The following is a 15,581-nucleotide window of genomic DNA, read 5'->3' as shown; positions in this document are numbered from 1 at the left end:
TCACTTATCAGGAGAGCATTATGTCAAAAGAAAATACCGACCACCTGCGCGCTGAGTTGAAATCGCTTGCCGATACGCTGGAAGAGGTGCTGACCGCCTCCGGGGACAAATCGAAGGAAGAGATGAGCAAACTGCGCAATAAAGCAGAGCGCGCGCTGAAAGACACCCGTTATCACTTAACCGAAACCGGTGATGTGATTGCCAAACAGACCCGCGAAGCCGCGGCGCGTGCCGAAGATTATGTGCGTGAAAATCCGTGGACCGGCGTGGGTATTGGTGCGGCCATTGGCGTCGTGCTGGGCGTGCTCCTGACGCGGCGCTGATTATGACGGAGCCTCGTCACGCGCAAGGGCCGGGTAAAAGCGTTCTCGGCATCGGACAACGTATCGTCACCGTGCTTGTAGAGATGGTGGAAACCCGTTTACGGCTCGCTGTCGTGGAGCTGGAAGAGGAGAAAGCGAATCTCTTTCAGCTGCTGCTGATGACTGGCCTGACGATGCTGTTTGCCGCCTTTGGACTGATGAGTCTGATGGTGCTGCTTATCTGGGCAGTCGATCCGCAGTATCGCCTTAACGTCATGATTGGCACGACCGTCACGCTGTTTGTGCTGGCGCTGATTGGCGGCATCTGGACGCTCAGGAAATCGCGCCAGTCGACGCTGCTGCGTCACACGCGTCATGAGCTGTCTAACGATCGTCAGTTGCTGGAGGATGACAAGTCATGAGCATGAGCAAAGCCGAGCGCGAAAGGCGCAAAGCGCTGCTGCTCAGTCAAATCCAGCAGCAGCGGCTGGATATGGCCGCGAGTCGTCGCGACTGGCTTGCCGCAACCGGCTCTTATGACCGCGGCTGGAACACGTTGCTGAGCCTGCGCTCCTGGGCGCTGGTCGGCAGTAGCGCGATGGCTATCTGGAGCATCAGGAACCCTAATTTCCTGCTGCGCTGGGCTAAACGCGGTTTCGCCGCGTGGAGCACCTGGCGGTTGATTAAAACCACCATGAAACATCCGCTCCCCTGAATGGTTCGCAGTTTCTGGCCGCGCTAAACGTAAAACACCCTGCCGCGCTAAAGACGACAGGGTGTTTTATTTTGTGTAGTCATCACAGGCCAGCATGCGCAGAGCGACTGGCAAATACCGTTGATTACAGGTAAACCAGAGAGAACGTTGCCGAGCCCTGGAAATCCAGTTGATCTGTCACGCTTTCTACAACTGTTTTCTCAAAATAGTAAGTCGTGTCTAATTTTAATGTAAATTCTTTGCCGCTCTTAGGAACAACCTCATCCTTATTGGCAAAAGAATAGATAATATTAATATGGTTCAATGCGCGGGCCTTGCTCCAGCCTTCGCCACCGTTTGTAGAATAAATCAGAGAAGCAGCCGCACCGTCGATAGTTTCTGCGTTCTCGTACAGTTGGTATAAGCCAATGGCTTTGTTATCTGCTGTATTACCAAAACCATAAGCACCGCCGTAATCCGAAACCAATGAAGCAGGAATGGTGCCTTCTTTATTATCGGTAATGGTAAAACCAACCGCCGTGTCTGCAGTACAGGTAATGGTTAAATCTATTTTCTTATGCTGAACAGAAATCGCTTCATAGGCTTTATCATTATCTGTGGTGGTCATATTGCCAATAGGAATATGACCAAGATCAATCACGCCACCATTTTCAAACGTCGGATTACAGGCGGTTAATGTCAGCGTGCCCGTTACTTTTAAATCGACACTGTCGCTGGCATAGGCATTCATACCAAAAGCCATCATCAGCGCACTGGCTAAGACTAACTTTTTCATTTTTTACTCCTTAATAAAATTACAGATAAACCAGAGAGAACGTTGCCGAGCCCTGGAAATCCATTTCATCTACTACGCTTTCTACAACAGACTTTTCAAAGTAATAAGCTGTATCAAATTTTAATGTAAATTCTTTGCCGCTCTTAGGAACAACTTCATCCTTATTGGCAAAAGAATAGATAACATTAATATGGTTCAATGCGCGGGCCTTGCTCCAGCCTTCGCCACCGTTTGTAGAATAAATCAGAGAAGCAGCCGCACCGTCGATAGTTTCTGCGTTCTCGTACAGTTGGTATAAGCCAATGGCTTTGTTATCTGCTGTATTACCAAAACCATAAGCACCGCCGTAGTCCGAAACCAATGAAGCAGGAATGGTGCCTTCTTTATTATCCGTAATGGTAAAACCAAGCGCAGTGTCTGCAGTACAGGTAATGGTTAAATCCACTTTCTTATGCTGGACAGAAACAGCCTCATAGGCCTTGTCATTATCGGTAGTGGTCATATTACCAATAGGAATATGACCAAGATTAATCACGCCACCATTTTCAAACGTTGGATTACAGGCGGTTAATGTCAGCGTGCCGGTCACTTTTAAATCGACGCTGTCGCTGGCATAAACATTCATACCCGCAGCCATTAATAGTGCACTGGCTAATGCAAGTTTTTTCATCTGTATGTTCCTTAATAAAAAGTCAATATCCCCGATACTCTGGCGGGCAACCGTCTCCGTAGCTCCGTCATTCCCCGTTACTGTGTATCTTCACAGCAAGGCGGGGATGGTGTATTACTGCTGGGTTTCGACCGTAAAATGCAGGTTACTTTCCAGCGTCGTTTTATCGGTGACTTGCGTATCGCGCGTGCTTAATGCCGGGAGTATCGTCAGGGTCATCGAAAATTCTTTCCCTTCCGCCACGCCCGCACCGCTCATGGGCAGCAGGCCTTCGTTATCGCGCCAGAGTTTTTTATCGCTGCCGCTGCCTTCGGGAACAAACGCCGAATGGCTGTGAGTTTTACCCAGCAGCACCGGTTTTCCGTCGAGCGAAGCATCCGAGGCTTTCACCAGCATCAGGCTGTCAGACGCCATGCGGAACCCGTCATCATTCGCCCCGCCCTGCCCGAAAATGGCCATTTTGGTCGGCGCGTCGCAAAGCGCGGTGATCCGCACTTCCCGCTCATGCAGCGTTTTCCAGCGTTTATGTTGGCCTGAAAAATCTTTTTCATGCACCTTGCCGTAATTCAACTCCGGGCGGGAAAGCGTAAGCTGGCACTCCGCGTGGGCGAGCCCTGCGCAAAAGAGCCCGAAAATAAGCGCGCCGGTTAACCGTTTCACTGACATACCCCTTTCGTTTGTTCATAGAGCTCGTTCTGATGCCCTTTTTCCGCCAGGTGATAATGGATCTCGCACTGGCGCTGCCCGTCTTCGTTCACAAGAATCAATGACTTGATGCTGTCGACGTCATTAAGGAATACCAGTCCGTCATCAACAACCGTGGTCACATAGTTGCCTTCACCATCAACCAGCGTGCCGTTCTTCGGTACGGGGCGACCATCACTCATCGTGACATTCAGCATGGCGCGACGAACATTCAGCACGCTGAAGCTAATATTGCTCACCGCGCCATGTCCGGCAGCCGCCATCGAGATGCCGTTGTTCACATCGATATTTTTCGGCAACGTTTCTGTGTTCATTTCGACCCGCGCAGGCTGATACGCCGGCAGCGAAGGCACGACCGCCTGCCCCCAATGGTCAGTCCAGACCGGACCATCCGGCGTTTCAATCTCAACGCCGCTGACGTGATCGTTAACGGAAGCGATACCAAACGTGTCCTGGATGGCATACGGCGAGAACGTCACGCCGTTGCTGTGCGCTACGATGCCGCCATTGAGCGTTACGCTGGTATTGGTGTTGTCCGTGCCATCTTTGCCGGCGCTCAGACCGAGCTGGGTGTAGTGCAGGTTGCTGTTCACCGAGCCGTTAAAGCTGTTTTGGCTTTCTTCCTTATCCCGCTCCACGGAGACGGAATAATAGGTATTACGGGAAAGATCCCCGGAGAGGTTCAGGCCGTTGCGCGTTTCGTCATCACGCTGGTGGGTATAGGCCGAAATACGCTGAGAGCCCAACGGTACAGAGACATTGACGTACAGCATGTCGCCATAGTTCTGGTTATCGCGATGGCTGTCATCGTGAGCCGGATTAAGCAAGTTTTGCCAGTTCACGGATACGGTCGCCCAGCGGAAGGTTTTCCCCCAGGAGGCATTGACATAACGGGAATCACGATCGCCATCCGCCCCTTTATCGAGGCTATAACCCAACGAGAAAGAGCCTAACCACGGGTGGCTCCACGACGTGTTCACACTGTATTGCCCCGCGTACTGGCTGAAATCGTCATCCAGCGTATCGGTTAATTCACGATAGCCCTCGCTGTAACGCGTGGCGGACGCGGAGAATGACAGGTTATTCGCCGCGCTATAACCAATATTAAGCGTCGTGCTGTGCCCTTTGTTATCGCCGTAGCTATCCTGCGATGCACGCAGGGTTGCGGAAGCCATCAGGCCAGGCAGCGCCTGAACATCAAGCTGCGTCGCCAGTGCGTTATACTGCTGCGCGGTCATTGCGCCAGCGCTCAGATTCATCCACGGCTTCAGGTGCCATCCGTCTGATACGGTCGCAAGCCAGGGCTGGCGATCGTTATCGCCTTTGTCTCGCGTGCGTCCCATCGCGATGGCCAAACCCTGCGGACGCGAAAGCGTATTACCACGCAGCGCGTCGGCGGCGATGGTGTAATGGCTTTGTGAGCCGTCGGTTTCAGTCACTGTGACATCAAGCGGCGACGTACCAGAAATCACCTGAACGTCATCAAGCGTAAACGGCCCGGCGGGAACCAGCGTGGAGTGAATGACGCGACCATTCTGCTTAATCTCTACGCGCGCCTGCGCCGAGTGCGCCATGCCGGTTACCGTCACGCCACTGCCAGATGTACCAGCAAGACTGCTCTCCGGAATAAACTGCACGCCACTTATCGACGCGCCGGAAAACAGCGTATTGCTGATGTTGATCTGCCCCGCCTGCATTAAAGTTTTCTTACTTTCGAACGTATGCTGAACGTAGGTATAGAGCACATCGTTTTGCGTGTTGCCGTCAGTGCGTGAAAGCGACTGACGGCTGCGCAACAGCCAGTCATGAAAGTTAAAACCGTTCTCAAGCGACAATTGATCGTAGCGGCTTGAGCCATCTCCGTAGCGATACTGTGATGAAATCAGCGAATAGTTCAGCATCGCGGCCGTACCGCCATGCGTCATATTTTCCGGCATCACGATATCGTTAGATAATGCCTCCTGCGGCACAACGATGGAGAGGCTTTCTTCACCAGGCAACGGCGTGATAACCGTAGACGGATAATCTTTCTGATAATCATAACAACCGGACTCATCCGTTTTATCGCCCCGCAATGCAGACGGCACCTGTAACCCCGCGCTCTGTAAAAAAGCGCGGTCGACACAAAGTTGCCCTTTATCGCCGAAACGGGCCGTTACCGTACCTTTTTCTTTACCGTTAATGGTTAATGAAACCGGTCTGCGTCCTGGGAGGAATTTCGCTGCGTCGGCAAAATAATTACCAAGCGTTGTGTCCAGTCCACGGTTTTTTAATATATCCATATCGAATTGCGCCTCCTGGCCTAGGGCCATCAAAGGGCAAAACGCCGCCTGAGCCAGACAAAGGCTGACAAGAGCGGAAACCCGCTTAATGCGAATAGGCATCTTCTAAACTCAGAGTAGAAATTAATGGTTATTTAATGGCGCGTTGTAACTTTCAACCTGAATACCGTAACGGCTTGCAGGAACAAATCGCACCTGGTTATTTCCTGAAGCGCTACTTTTGGCTGCCACGGTGATAGATTCGCCCGGCAGAATATAGCTTTTCTTCAGCAACGCTGGCACATGCCCTGGCAGCAATTCAATCTGTGGCGCCAGGCGTACGACATACGGGCTTGGGTTTTTAACGGTCACATTATTCCCGCTCGCACTCCATTCCAGCAGAGTCCAGGCATCTTTTACCACTGGCAGATTCGCTGGATGAATAAGCACAGGAATATCCTGACGAATATTAAAACCAACTTTATTTTTGCCTGGCATTTTTTGAGGAATACCTTCAAACGTAACACGTTTGAGATGTTCCGTTTTCATCGGCGAGGCGGTCTGGAGAATAAAACGCAAATGCTGTGTTTGTCCGCCTTCGACACGAATTACCGGTTGAGTGACGACCAGATGGCCTTCTTTATCGTCAGGCAGGTCAACAATATTGGTATACAGCAACTCTGGTTTATCATCGGTATTTTTAATATTAATACTGCCGCCCTGATCGGCTTCATTAATAATTAACAACGACGTTTCAGGTACCATTCCGGCTGCCTGAGAAGTAGCGGCGTGGCCAAGCGCCATTGCGACGATGGATAATAAGAACAAGCCTTTTTGCAGTTTCATGAATCACCTTTATGTAATATTAAACCCAAAGACGCTCAGCACGTCCCGCTTAAGTTGCTGACATGATTACCGGATTGTGTCGCCGCCACAATTTCAGAAAATTTAAATACGCTTTAAGCTTTATTCATTCATGATATTTATTAATTAAGCCCATCAAAAACAGCAGATTACAGATACATTACCGTGATCGTTGCAGAGCCAGTGAGTGAGGTGTCATCGCTAATGTTCAGCGTATTGGTGGCCTGAACGGCAGCAGTGATCTTTAAAGGCCAGACAAAGGTCTGAGCGCTGACGATAGTGGCATCCGTTGCTCCGCTCGCTTCTGCGGCATAGATATAGCTGCTGTCGTTTTTGATTTCACCCGCCCCCGAAGCATACCAACTGCCAGACCCTGGCTTATATAACATGCTGATTTTATTGCCATCCGCTGTTACGTTACTTTTATCGACATAAATGGCGTAAGCCCCGATATTCACGCCCGCAGCCGTCTTTCCTAAGCCAAACTCGTAACTGGCATCGGATAAATCTTCGCCATTAAATTTTGGATTTGTGATAGTTAGCGCCTGCACACTGTCTTTTTTATTATCCGTAATAAACCAGCCAACGGGCGTAGATTCAGAACAGGCAATAGTTAACGTCAGAAACCGGGAGCCTAACTGATTCGTTTGCGTTTCACTTAAATTTCCCACCGGGATATGGCCAAATTTCGCTTCGCCGCCATCGGATAATGTGGGTGTACAGGCTGCCGCCTCAAGCGTCGCGGTAACTTTAAGATCCACGCTATCGCTGGCATATGACACGCCGGATAGCACAGACAAAAAGCCCGCCAGCAGCGTAATAAATTTGAACATGTTTTTCCCTCTGCGATAATATGACATAGCGAGCAGGCTAACAGACGCGCAATTTAACTGCGCGTCTGTTAATTTAATAATGACTACAGCGAAATTGAATCACATCCCGCTTTTAGATATATCTCAACGTAAAGGTTGTTGAACCAGAAAAAGCCTGTGAGTCGCTAATTTTGTCTGCCATCGCTTTTGAGAACGCTACCTGAACATCCAGCGGAATTGTCGCCGTGGTCAGCGGCTCAGGCGTGGATGCGCCTTTTTTCGCCACGGTATAATAATCATTAGGCGATGCAGTCAGCCCGGTAGTGCCGCCATTCCAGGTAGAGCCGCTATTGGTAGAATAAAGCACCGAGGCCTCTTCACCGTTGACCGACGCCGGTTTCTTGTTAGCAAAAACCGTGTAGACACCTATATTGTCACCCGCCTCGGTTTTACCCAGGCCAAAAACACCGACCGCGCTATTCACCGAAATTCTGGAATCCGGATTATTATCCGTTGTCATAAAGGCAACAGGCATCGCCGCGCCACAGGTAATCGACAGCGTTGCACCATAGTGCTGCGTCCAGTAAGCATTTTCGCTTTCGCTATACGTCAAATTTTTTACCGGAATGGTGCCTACGTTAATCTCATTTTTATCGAGTGAAATATCGCACGCGGCGTTGACCAGCGTACCTTTTACTTTTAGCTCGACAGAATCTGCCGCATGCGCAGCACCTGCCAGCGCTGTCATTACGACGCCTGCCAGAACTATTTTGTTAATCATGGTTTTTTCCATAAACACTAACAACAGATTGATACAATTGCGCCACTCATAAATGGCGCAGTCATTATTTAGATATACACCAGGGAAATAGTGGCAGAGCCATCCAGGTTGGTGTTATCTGTAATCGCAAGGACATCCGTGCCCTGAATAGCAGCGGTCACGATTAACGGGAAAGTAAAGTTTTTACCCGCTTTAGGAATAACGGTACCCGCGTCAGCAATCGTCAAATAACGGTCATTAGGGGAAAAGTTACGCACAGACCCATCTCCCGTTTTGCTCCAATCATTTGCGGCATTACCCAGGTTTTTATAAATGACATCGCCAGACGTGCCATCGATAGTCGCTTCAGGAACGTTGACACCTACGCAGTAAGCGCCAATGTTTACATTCTCTGCGGTTTTTCCCAGACCAAATTTATTTAAGGACGCGCTACAGCTACTGCCATCATAAAACGCATTGTTAACGGTCAGATCAACGGTAGACTCGCTACGGTTATCCTTTACGTCGAAAGCCACAGGCATTTCAGTATCGCAAGTAATCGTCAATACAATGTTTTTTTGCCCCAGGCGATTGGTGTCGGTTTTAGAAAGATTACCCAGCGGAATATGCCCAAAATCAACCACGCCACCATTTTCCAGCGATGGCGTACAGCTGCCATTCACCAGCGTACCTTTCACATTAAGATCAACCGAATCCGCTGCCTGAGCAGTGCCTGCCAGCGCCATGATTACGGCGCTTGTCAAAATCGCTTTATTAAACATTGTTTACTCCATAAACGCCGTAAATGGCATGACGATGTGCGGCATTAATAAAATGACGCGGCATTACCTTACAGATAAACCAGAGAAATTGTGGCTGCTCCGTCAAGGTTCGTTTTATCGCTAATAGCTAGCGTATCGGTGCCCTGAATAGCAGCAGAAATATTTAATGTATAAGAAAAGAGAGTTGCAGCGGCCGGCTCTTTTGTTCCTTTTTCGCCTAGCGTATAACCCCGGCTCCCATCGTTATAAGGTACACCTGAAGTTGTCGTTGCCCAGGCGCTATCAGGTACATAATTTTGAATACCGTCAATATATAACGTGTCTCCATTAATACCATCGTATTGCTGAACGCCGCTTACACGCACAAACCAGGCACCGAGATTGATGTTATCGAGCGTTTTCCCCAAACCAAACTTTTGATTAGCTTGCGTGACTGTTCCCTGAGCATCAGAAATATCAACACTGGCAACCGAATCATTGTGGTTATCAGTTATCACCCAGGCCACCTGCATCGCATTGGTGCACTGGATGCTCAGATGAGTTGTCTTCGTACCTAGCTGGTTAGTTTGCGTGGTATTAAGATTGCCCAACGGAATATTACCAAAATCGACCACGCCCCCATTTTCCAGTGATGGCGTGCAGGATCCATTAATTAGTTTACCGGTGACTTTTAAATCCGTAGAGTCGGTTGCGTGCGCTGCGCTAACCATTGCCATCAGGCCAGCCCCAATTAATAATGTCTTATTAAACACTGTTAATTTCCTTGCCTATTACGTATTAATACAGCCTTAGAAAACGCCAGGGTATTCTGGCGTTTTTAAAGTATTTACCCTTAGGACAATACATTGCGGTTTAACATCTGTATTTATCCGCCAGCTTTTGGATTAGATATAGCTAAGCGAAATCGTCGCCAGACCATCCAGGTCAGTATCGTCGGTAATCTTCAGAATATCGGTACCCTGTACCGCAGCGGTCACTTTCAGCGGGAATACGCCCACTTTGAACGCTTTCGGCGCGACTTCGCCAGTCACTGCGGTGGTAAAAGTACGCGCACCCGGTTTCGTTACGCCCGTAGTGCTTTTCTTCCAGGCCGTCGCATTGCCGTTACCGACATTATCGGCTTCCAGCAGATCACCCGCGGTGCCGTCATAAGTGACGCCCGTCGTTTTAGCGGCAATAGCATACGCGCCCATGTTGACGGTGCCCGCTTTACCCAGACCATACTCTGTAGTGGCATCCGCCACGCTGCTGTCGTCCGCGCCAGCGCTGGTAAGGCTCAGCGACTGCAGGGAATCGGTACGGCCATCGACGGTAGTCCAGCCCATCACCATGGCGCTATCGCAAGTGATAGTCAGCGTGACGTCTTTGGAGCCCAGCTGGTTTGCATTGGTCGCATCAAGACTGGCTACAGGAATATGACCGAAGTTCACTTCGCTTTTATCCAGGGTTGGTGTACATGCAGCATTAACCAGTACTCCTTTAACTGTTAAATCCGTTGAATCCGCCGCCATTGCATGACATGTGATACCAGCCAGCACGACCGCCAGAAGAGTCTTTTTCATTATTCCATCCATTATTTAGTTCCCGGTACAGAGACGTGCCGGACAAGAAAGCTACTAGGGTTAAATTATCGTAAACAGGTAGTTTACGATGTGCATCAAAAAAACAGATGAAAGTCTGTAAATTCATCGCTTTCAATTGATCACTTTAAACGATCAATGAATGATATTTTACCGACACACACCTATTGAAGTCATAAAAAAGTCTGTCTTATTTAAGACATCTCTTAATAAAAAGACTTTAAACCCCAAGATGGTCATAGTTTTCTAAAAAAAGATTTCTTTTTATGAATTCATAGAAATAATAATTGTCGACTTTATATTTATAAAGTAATTACATCTAAATTATTCCTTTAGAAATACTGAAGGAGTTATCTTAATTTATCGTTATCAATTTGTGGTTAATCTTGTTAAATAATAAAGCTATCCAAAACGTGATCGCTTTACACTGAAATCAAAATTTTTGAACAAATCTGCCAGTTTTCCTTGCTTACATTCCCACTACGCCCACCCTATGATGCTTTCCATCAACGGCGGAACGCGGATAACCCCGCGGAATGCAACCTTTTAAAGACAATTACCCTTGCGTGATGAAGCGGGATTTCTGGAGAGTAAAATGAAAAAATTCGAAGATGTTGGCGTACTGGTGGCACGTATTCTGATGCCGATTCTGTTTATCGTCTCCGGCTTTGGCAAAATTACCGGCTATGCGGGCACGCAGCAGTATATGGAAGCGATGGGCGTGCCGGGCTTTATTCTGCCGCTGGTTATCCTGCTTGAGTTCGGCGGCGGTCTGGCGATTCTCTTCGGTTTTCTGACCCGTACCACGGCGCTGATTACCGCTGTGTTTACGCTGCTCACCGCATTCCTGTTCCACAGTAACTTCGCGGAAGGCGTTAACTCGATTATGTTTATGAAGAACTTTTCTATCGCGGGTGGCTATCTGCTGCTGGCGCTGATGGGTCCTGGCGCGTACAGCCTGGATCGTCTGCTGAAGAAAAACTGGTAACTGATTTCACGGCAGGCGGCCCTCACCGCCTGCCTTTTTGCCATACTGAGGAAAGCATTCTGACAGGAGAGCATCATGGGACAACTGATTGACGGCGTCTGGCACGACACCTGGTATGACACCACATCCACCGGCGGCCGCTTTAAGCGCTCCTCGGCGGCGTACCGCAACTGGGTCACTCCGGACGGCGAACCAGGCCCGACAGGCGAAGGCGGCTTTACGGCGCAGAAAGATCGCTACCATCTTTACGTCTCACTCGCCTGCCCGTGGGCGCACCGCACGTTAATTCTGCGCGCGCTGAAAGGGCTGGAGTCGTTTATCTCCGTCTCGGTCGTGCACCCGCTGATGCTGGAAAACGGCTGGACCTTCGGCGACGATTTCCCGGCAGCGACCGGCGACACACTGTATCAGCACGATTTTCTCTATCAGCTTTATCTCCAGGCCGATCCGCACTACACCGGGCGCGTCACCGTGCCGGTGCTGTGGGATAAAGAGCGTCAGACCATCGTCAGTAACGAATCCGCCGATATCATTCGTATGTTCAATAGCGCCTTTGACGCACTCGGCGCACGTGCGGGCGATTACTATCCGCAGGCCCTGCGCGCAGAAATCGACGAGCTGAACGGCTGGATTTACGACACGGTGAATAACGGCGTCTATAAAGCGGGCTTCGCCACCAGCCAGCAGGCGTATGACGAAGCGGTGGAACAGGTGTTCGCCTCGCTGTCCCGGCTTGAGCAGATCCTCGGTCAGCAGCGTTATCTCGCAGGCGACCAGCTCACCGAAGCCGATATTCGCCTGTGGACGACGCTTGTGCGTTTTGACCCGGTCTACGTGACGCATTTCAAATGCGACAAGCATCGCATCAGCGATTATCTGAACCTGCATGGCTTCCTGCGCGAGATTTACCAGATGCCGGGCATCGCGGAAACCGTGGATTTCGGGCATATCCGCCACCACTATTTTTGCAGCCACAAAACCATTAACCCGACCGGTATTATCTCCATCGGCCCTTGGCAGGATCTTAATGAGCCGCACGGGCGCGATGAGCGCTTCCGCTAATCCGCTTCGCCCTAAGCCTCTTCTGAAAAATGCGCCGTTCCGACGGCGCTCACACTTTGCATTTTCCCTCAGGCCGTTTCCCTTTCCGACAGCTAGCATTTAGTTAAGCGATCGCTTTAAAAACAAGTGATTGATGGCAAGGGAGGCGAGAACAGATGTACTGGTACATAAAAGCGTTTAGAAATTACCTCGGGTTTACCGGCCGGGCGCGTCGTAAAGAGTACTGGATGTTCACCCTGGTAAATCTCATTCTGGCGGGCGTCATGGTGGCGCTCGATACCATACTTGGGCTGCGCGTTATCGGCGAACAAGGGCTGCTCACGCTGATTTATGGGCTGGCCGTGTTGCTGCCCGCGCTGGCGGTACAGTTCCGCCGCCTGCATGATACAGACCGCACCGCGCGGTGGCTGTTCGTCCTGCTGATCCCGGTTATCGGCTGGCTGATGATCCTTGCCTTCAACACCCAGGAAGGCACCCACGGCGAAAACCGCTTCGGCCCAGACCCGAAACATCATCACTGATCCTCTGGCCGCGTTCCGGCGCGGCACGTTTCTGCTCTTCTTCCACATCGCCGCCCCCTAAGCGCATAAAGAGTGTTGATTAGCTAAACCGGTTTAACTATTGTTTAGCGCAGGATGAATCGAAGGAGATACGCATGTCAGCAAAAGTATGGGCGCTTGGAGATGCCGTGGTGGATCTGCTGCCCGACGGCCACGGCCGTTTACTGCAATGCCCTGGCGGTGCCCCTGCCAACGTCGTGGTCGGCGTGGCGCGGCTTGGCGGCGCGAGCGGATTTATCGGTCGCGTCGGGCACGACCCGTTTGGGGCATTTATGACGCAGACGCTGAAAGAGGAAAATGTCGATACCTGCGCCATGCATCAGGACCCGGCGCACCGCACCTCGACGGTAGTGGTGGCACTGGATGACCGCGGTGAACGCTCGTTTACCTTTATGGTGCGCCCGTCCGCCGATCTGTTTCTTACCGCCGACGACTTACCGCCGTTCGGCGCTGGCGAGTGGCTGCACGTCTGCTCGATTGCGCTGTGCGCCCAGCCGTCGCGCGATACTGCCTTTGAGGCGATGGCGCGCATTAAGCGTGCGGGCGGGTTTGTCAGTTTCGATCCGAATATCCGTGAAGATCTCTGGCCGGATACCGCGCAGCTGCGTGAATGCATTGAGCGCGCGCTGGCACTGGCAGATGTGGTGAAACTCTCACTGCAAGAGCTGGCGTTTATTGCCGGAGCGGATGACGAAGAAAGCGCCCTGGCGCTGGCACGCCGCCACGCGATCCCGCTGCTGCTGATCACCCGCGGCGCAGAAGGCGTCGATGCCTGCTTTAACGGCGAACACCACCACTACCCGGCGGTGCCGGTCGAGTGCGTCGATACCACCGGCGCGGGCGACGCTTTCGTTGCCGGGATGCTCTGGAGCCTTGCCGCGCAAGGCCTGCCACAGACCGTCGCTCAGCTTGCGCCCGTGATTGCTGCAGCCCAGGCCTGCGGCGCGCTCGCGACCACTGCCAAAGGCGCGATGACCGCCCTGCCCCGCCTTATCGATCTACAACCACACCTCGCCTGATCCTCTGAGCCGCTGCCGCGGCTCGTTTTGCGAACCTCATCACAATCACTAAACCGGTTTAGCTAATTTCATTGCCAGTAAAAATAAGCCGTGATTATGATTGCCGCCTAAACCGGTTTAGCAAGTCTGCATAATGATGATAACGCCTTCTCAGGGATGCCATACCATGATTAAAAAAAGTACGCTTGCCCTTACCCTTGGCTTAATGGCCGGTACTCCCGCCGCCTTTGCCGACAGCGATATGTCCAGCATTGAGGCGCGTCTCGCCGCGCTGGAACAACGTCTTCAGGCGGCTGAACAGCGCGCCAGCGCGGCGGAAACCCGCGCTGAAGCCGCAGAGCGTCAGGCACAGGCGCTTGCCGCGCAGCAAAAAGCGCAGCCGCCGGTTCAGCCTGTCGCCGCGCAACCTGCACCGCAGCCCTCCACGCAAACGGCGGATAACAGCGGGTTTGAATTCCACGGCTACGCCCGCTCGGGCCTGCTGATGAACGATTCCGCCGCGAAAACGCAGGGCGGCCCGTCCTTTACGCCAGCAGGTGAAACCGGCGGTCACGTCGGGCGTCTCGGCAATGAGCCGGACACTTACCTTGAGATGAACCTGGAGCACAAACAGACGCTGGCGAACGGCGCCACCACGCGCTTTAAAGTGATGGTCGCTGACGGTCAGCGCAGCTATAACGACTGGACGGCTTCCACCAGCGATCTCAACGTGCGCCAGGCGTTTACCGAACTCGGTCACCTGCCAACCTTCACCGGCGCGTTTAAAGATGCCACCGTCTGGGCCGGTAAACGCTTCGATCGTGATAACTTCGATATCCACTGGATTGACTCCGACGTGGTGTTCCTCGCCGGTACGGGTGCGGGTATCTACGACATGCGCTGGAGCGATAACGCCCGCAGTAACTTCTCGCTGTATGGCCGCACCTTCGGCGATATCGAGAACAGCGAAAACACCGCGCAGAACTATATCCTGACGCTTAATAACTACGTCGGGCCGGTACAGCTGATGGTGAGCGGGATGCGTGCCAAAGATAACGAAGACCGCGTGGATATCGAGGGTAATCGCGTGAAGAAAGACGCGGCGGAAGATGGCGTGCATGCGCTGCTCGGCCTGCATAACGACAGCTTCTACGGTCTGAGCGACGGCTCCTCGAAAACCGCACTGCTGTATGGCCATGGCCTGGGCGCGGAAGTGAAATCCATCGGCTCCGATGGCGCGCTGCTGCCGCAGGCCGATACCTGGCGTCTCGCGACCTACGGCATGACACCGCTCGGCGGTGGCTGGCATATCGCACCGGCAGTGCTGGCGCAGAGCAGTAAAGATCGCTACGTCAAAGGCGACAGCTACCAGTGGGCGACCGCCAACCTGCGCCTCATTCAGGAGATTAACCAGAACTTTGAGCTGCAGTATGAGGGCAGCTATCAGTACATGGATCTGCGCCCGAAAGGTTACAACGACCGCAACGCGGTCAGCGGCAACTTCTATAAGCTGACCTTTGCGCCGACGCTGAAAGCGGGCGACGTGGGCGAATTCCTCAAGCGTCCTGAACTGCGCCTGTTCGCCACCTGGATGGACTGGGATCATCGCCTGGATAACTACGCCAGTAATGATGCCTTCGGCAGCACCGGCTTTACCGCCGGCGGCGAATGGAACTTCGGCGTACAGATGGAAACCTGGTTCTGATAAAACGGCCCCTGCTGCGCGGGGGCCTGCGTATTGCTGACA

General features: G+C 52.0%; 18 protein-coding genes. 8 read left to right on the top strand and 10 right to left on the bottom strand.

Annotated features, from left to right (window positions below):
- Positions 1-20 precede the first annotated feature (20 nt).
- The 3 genes from G9X48_RS12900 to G9X48_RS12890 are packed head-to-tail and all read left to right on the top strand — an operon-like array spanning position 21 to position 1,017.
- Entirely contained in the window at positions 21-323 is a 303-nt protein-coding gene (locus G9X48_RS12900; RefSeq protein WP_004385819.1) for a YqjD family protein, read from the top strand.
- 2 nt (positions 324-325) lie between these two features.
- Positions 326-724, top strand: a complete 399-nt coding sequence (locus tag G9X48_RS12895) for a phage holin family protein (RefSeq protein ID WP_004385820.1) — start codon at positions 326-328, stop codon at positions 722-724.
- Complete coding sequence (locus G9X48_RS12890) at positions 721-1,017, top strand: YqjK-like family protein (RefSeq protein ID WP_004385821.1); 297 nt, start codon at positions 721-723, stop codon at positions 1,015-1,017. Before G9X48_RS12895 ends, G9X48_RS12890 begins: the two co-directional genes overlap by 4 nt.
- 124 nt (positions 1,018-1,141) lie before the next feature.
- Here G9X48_RS12890 and G9X48_RS12885 read toward each other — a convergent pair whose 3' ends face one another.
- The 10 genes from G9X48_RS12885 to G9X48_RS12840 all read right to left on the bottom strand — a co-directional run bounded on the left by G9X48_RS12885 (position 1,142) and on the right by G9X48_RS12840 (position 10,208).
- Entirely contained in the window at positions 1,142-1,792 is a 651-nt protein-coding gene (locus tag G9X48_RS12885; RefSeq protein ID WP_097648076.1) for a DUF1120 domain-containing protein, read from the bottom strand.
- A gap of 19 nt (positions 1,793-1,811) precedes the next feature.
- Complete coding sequence (locus G9X48_RS12880) at positions 1,812-2,462, bottom strand: DUF1120 domain-containing protein (RefSeq protein ID WP_004385823.1); 651 nt, start codon at positions 2,460-2,462, stop codon at positions 1,812-1,814.
- Between the two features lie 114 nt (positions 2,463-2,576).
- Positions 2,577-3,128: a hypothetical protein gene (locus G9X48_RS12875; RefSeq protein ID WP_012125928.1), complete on the bottom strand. Its 552-nt coding sequence runs from the start codon at positions 3,126-3,128 to the stop codon at positions 2,577-2,579.
- Positions 3,119-5,479 (bottom strand): fimbrial biogenesis outer membrane usher protein, encoded by a 2,361-nt coding sequence (locus G9X48_RS12870; protein WP_007866220.1) that lies wholly within the window; start codon positions 5,477-5,479, stop codon positions 3,119-3,121. The genes G9X48_RS12875 and G9X48_RS12870 overlap by 10 nt, the downstream gene beginning before the upstream one ends.
- A 93-nt stretch (positions 5,480-5,572) precedes the next feature.
- Positions 5,573-6,274 (bottom strand): fimbria/pilus chaperone family protein, encoded by a 702-nt coding sequence (locus tag G9X48_RS12865; RefSeq protein WP_007854179.1) that lies wholly within the window; start codon positions 6,272-6,274, stop codon positions 5,573-5,575.
- A 167-nt stretch (positions 6,275-6,441) separates the two neighbouring features.
- Positions 6,442-7,125, bottom strand: a complete 684-nt coding sequence (locus G9X48_RS12860) for a DUF1120 domain-containing protein (RefSeq protein ID WP_097641480.1) — start codon at positions 7,123-7,125, stop codon at positions 6,442-6,444.
- A gap of 112 nt (positions 7,126-7,237) precedes the next feature.
- The gene (locus tag G9X48_RS12855; RefSeq protein WP_097641481.1) at positions 7,238-7,885 is read right to left on the bottom strand and encodes a DUF1120 domain-containing protein; all 648 of its coding nucleotides are present in this window, start codon (positions 7,883-7,885) and stop codon (positions 7,238-7,240) included.
- A gap of 68 nt (positions 7,886-7,953) precedes the next feature.
- Complete coding sequence (locus G9X48_RS12850) at positions 7,954-8,646, bottom strand: DUF1120 domain-containing protein (RefSeq protein WP_069682146.1); 693 nt, start codon at positions 8,644-8,646, stop codon at positions 7,954-7,956.
- 68 nt (positions 8,647-8,714) lie between these two features.
- Positions 8,715-9,398, bottom strand: coding sequence for a DUF1120 domain-containing protein (locus G9X48_RS12845; RefSeq protein WP_088276911.1), 684 nt, complete (start codon positions 9,396-9,398; stop codon positions 8,715-8,717).
- A 132-nt stretch (positions 9,399-9,530) separates the two neighbouring features.
- Positions 9,531-10,208 carry a DUF1120 domain-containing protein gene (locus tag G9X48_RS12840; RefSeq protein ID WP_004385831.1) on the bottom strand — a complete coding sequence of 226 codons (678 nt, stop codon included), beginning with the start codon at positions 10,206-10,208 and terminating at the stop codon, positions 9,531-9,533.
- A 613-nt stretch (positions 10,209-10,821) separates the two neighbouring features.
- Between G9X48_RS12840 and G9X48_RS12835 the strand changes: the two genes are divergently transcribed.
- The 5 genes from G9X48_RS12835 (at position 10,822) to G9X48_RS12815 (ending at position 15,539) form a co-directional block, all read left to right on the top strand.
- Positions 10,822-11,214, top strand: a complete 393-nt coding sequence (locus tag G9X48_RS12835) for a DoxX family protein (RefSeq protein WP_012125935.1) — start codon at positions 10,822-10,824, stop codon at positions 11,212-11,214.
- A 75-nt stretch (positions 11,215-11,289) separates the two neighbouring features.
- Positions 11,290-12,276: a glutathione S-transferase family protein gene (locus tag G9X48_RS12830; protein WP_097641482.1), complete on the top strand. Its 987-nt coding sequence runs from the start codon at positions 11,290-11,292 to the stop codon at positions 12,274-12,276.
- A 155-nt stretch (positions 12,277-12,431) separates the two neighbouring features.
- Entirely contained in the window at positions 12,432-12,797 is a 366-nt protein-coding gene (locus G9X48_RS12825; RefSeq protein WP_004385834.1) for a DUF805 domain-containing protein, read from the top strand.
- 134 nt (positions 12,798-12,931) lie between these two features.
- Complete coding sequence (locus tag G9X48_RS12820; protein ID WP_097641483.1) at positions 12,932-13,855, top strand: aminoimidazole riboside kinase; 924 nt, start codon at positions 12,932-12,934, stop codon at positions 13,853-13,855.
- A 166-nt stretch (positions 13,856-14,021) separates the two neighbouring features.
- Positions 14,022-15,539 (top strand): carbohydrate porin, encoded by a 1,518-nt coding sequence (locus G9X48_RS12815; protein ID WP_097641484.1) that lies wholly within the window; start codon positions 14,022-14,024, stop codon positions 15,537-15,539.
- The last annotated feature ends 42 nt before the right edge of the window (positions 15,540-15,581 follow it).

This window comes from Cronobacter sp. HA18006 (genome assembly GCF_011605445.1).
Taxonomy (GTDB): domain Bacteria; phylum Pseudomonadota; class Gammaproteobacteria; order Enterobacterales; family Enterobacteriaceae; genus Cronobacter; species Cronobacter sakazakii.
Note: the sequence above shows the minus strand (reverse complement) of the source record. Positions and strands in the feature narration are given on the sequence as shown.

What these genes read in the sequence shown, in the direction of transcription:
- G9X48_RS12815 (WP_097641484.1), top strand. Translation starts at nt 14,022, where the DNA reads ATGATTAAAAAAAGTACGCTTGCCCTTACCCTTGGCTTAATGGCCGGT.
- G9X48_RS12850 (WP_069682146.1), bottom strand. Translation starts at nt 8,646, where the DNA reads ATGTTTAATAAAGCGATTTTGACAAGCGCCGTAATCATGGCGCTGGCA.
- G9X48_RS12880 (WP_004385823.1), bottom strand. Translation starts at nt 2,462, where the DNA reads ATGAAAAAACTTGCATTAGCCAGTGCACTATTAATGGCTGCGGGTATG.
- G9X48_RS12870 (WP_007866220.1), bottom strand. Translation starts at nt 5,479, where the DNA reads ATGGCCCTAGGCCAGGAGGCGCAATTCGATATGGATATATTAAAAAAC.
- G9X48_RS12825 (WP_004385834.1), top strand. Translation starts at nt 12,432, where the DNA reads ATGTACTGGTACATAAAAGCGTTTAGAAATTACCTCGGGTTTACCGGC.
- G9X48_RS12885 (WP_097648076.1), bottom strand. Translation starts at nt 1,792, where the DNA reads ATGAAAAAGTTAGTCTTAGCCAGTGCGCTGATGATGGCTTTTGGTATG.
- G9X48_RS12830 (WP_097641482.1), top strand. Translation starts at nt 11,290, where the DNA reads ATGGGACAACTGATTGACGGCGTCTGGCACGACACCTGGTATGACACC.
- G9X48_RS12835 (WP_012125935.1), top strand. Translation starts at nt 10,822, where the DNA reads ATGAAAAAATTCGAAGATGTTGGCGTACTGGTGGCACGTATTCTGATG.
- G9X48_RS12840 (WP_004385831.1), bottom strand. Translation starts at nt 10,208, where the DNA reads ATGAAAAAGACTCTTCTGGCGGTCGTGCTGGCTGGTATCACATGTCAT.
- G9X48_RS12875 (WP_012125928.1), bottom strand. Translation starts at nt 3,128, where the DNA reads ATGTCAGTGAAACGGTTAACCGGCGCGCTTATTTTCGGGCTCTTTTGC.
- G9X48_RS12865 (WP_007854179.1), bottom strand. Translation starts at nt 6,274, where the DNA reads ATGAAACTGCAAAAAGGCTTGTTCTTATTATCCATCGTCGCAATGGCG.
- G9X48_RS12900 (WP_004385819.1), top strand. Translation starts at nt 21, where the DNA reads ATGTCAAAAGAAAATACCGACCACCTGCGCGCTGAGTTGAAATCGCTT.
- G9X48_RS12860 (WP_097641480.1), bottom strand. Translation starts at nt 7,125, where the DNA reads ATGTTCAAATTTATTACGCTGCTGGCGGGCTTTTTGTCTGTGCTATCC.
- G9X48_RS12820 (WP_097641483.1), top strand. Translation starts at nt 12,932, where the DNA reads ATGTCAGCAAAAGTATGGGCGCTTGGAGATGCCGTGGTGGATCTGCTG.
- G9X48_RS12890 (WP_004385821.1), top strand. Translation starts at nt 721, where the DNA reads ATGAGCATGAGCAAAGCCGAGCGCGAAAGGCGCAAAGCGCTGCTGCTC.
- G9X48_RS12855 (WP_097641481.1), bottom strand. Translation starts at nt 7,885, where the DNA reads ATGATTAACAAAATAGTTCTGGCAGGCGTCGTAATGACAGCGCTGGCA.
- G9X48_RS12895 (WP_004385820.1), top strand. Translation starts at nt 326, where the DNA reads ATGACGGAGCCTCGTCACGCGCAAGGGCCGGGTAAAAGCGTTCTCGGC.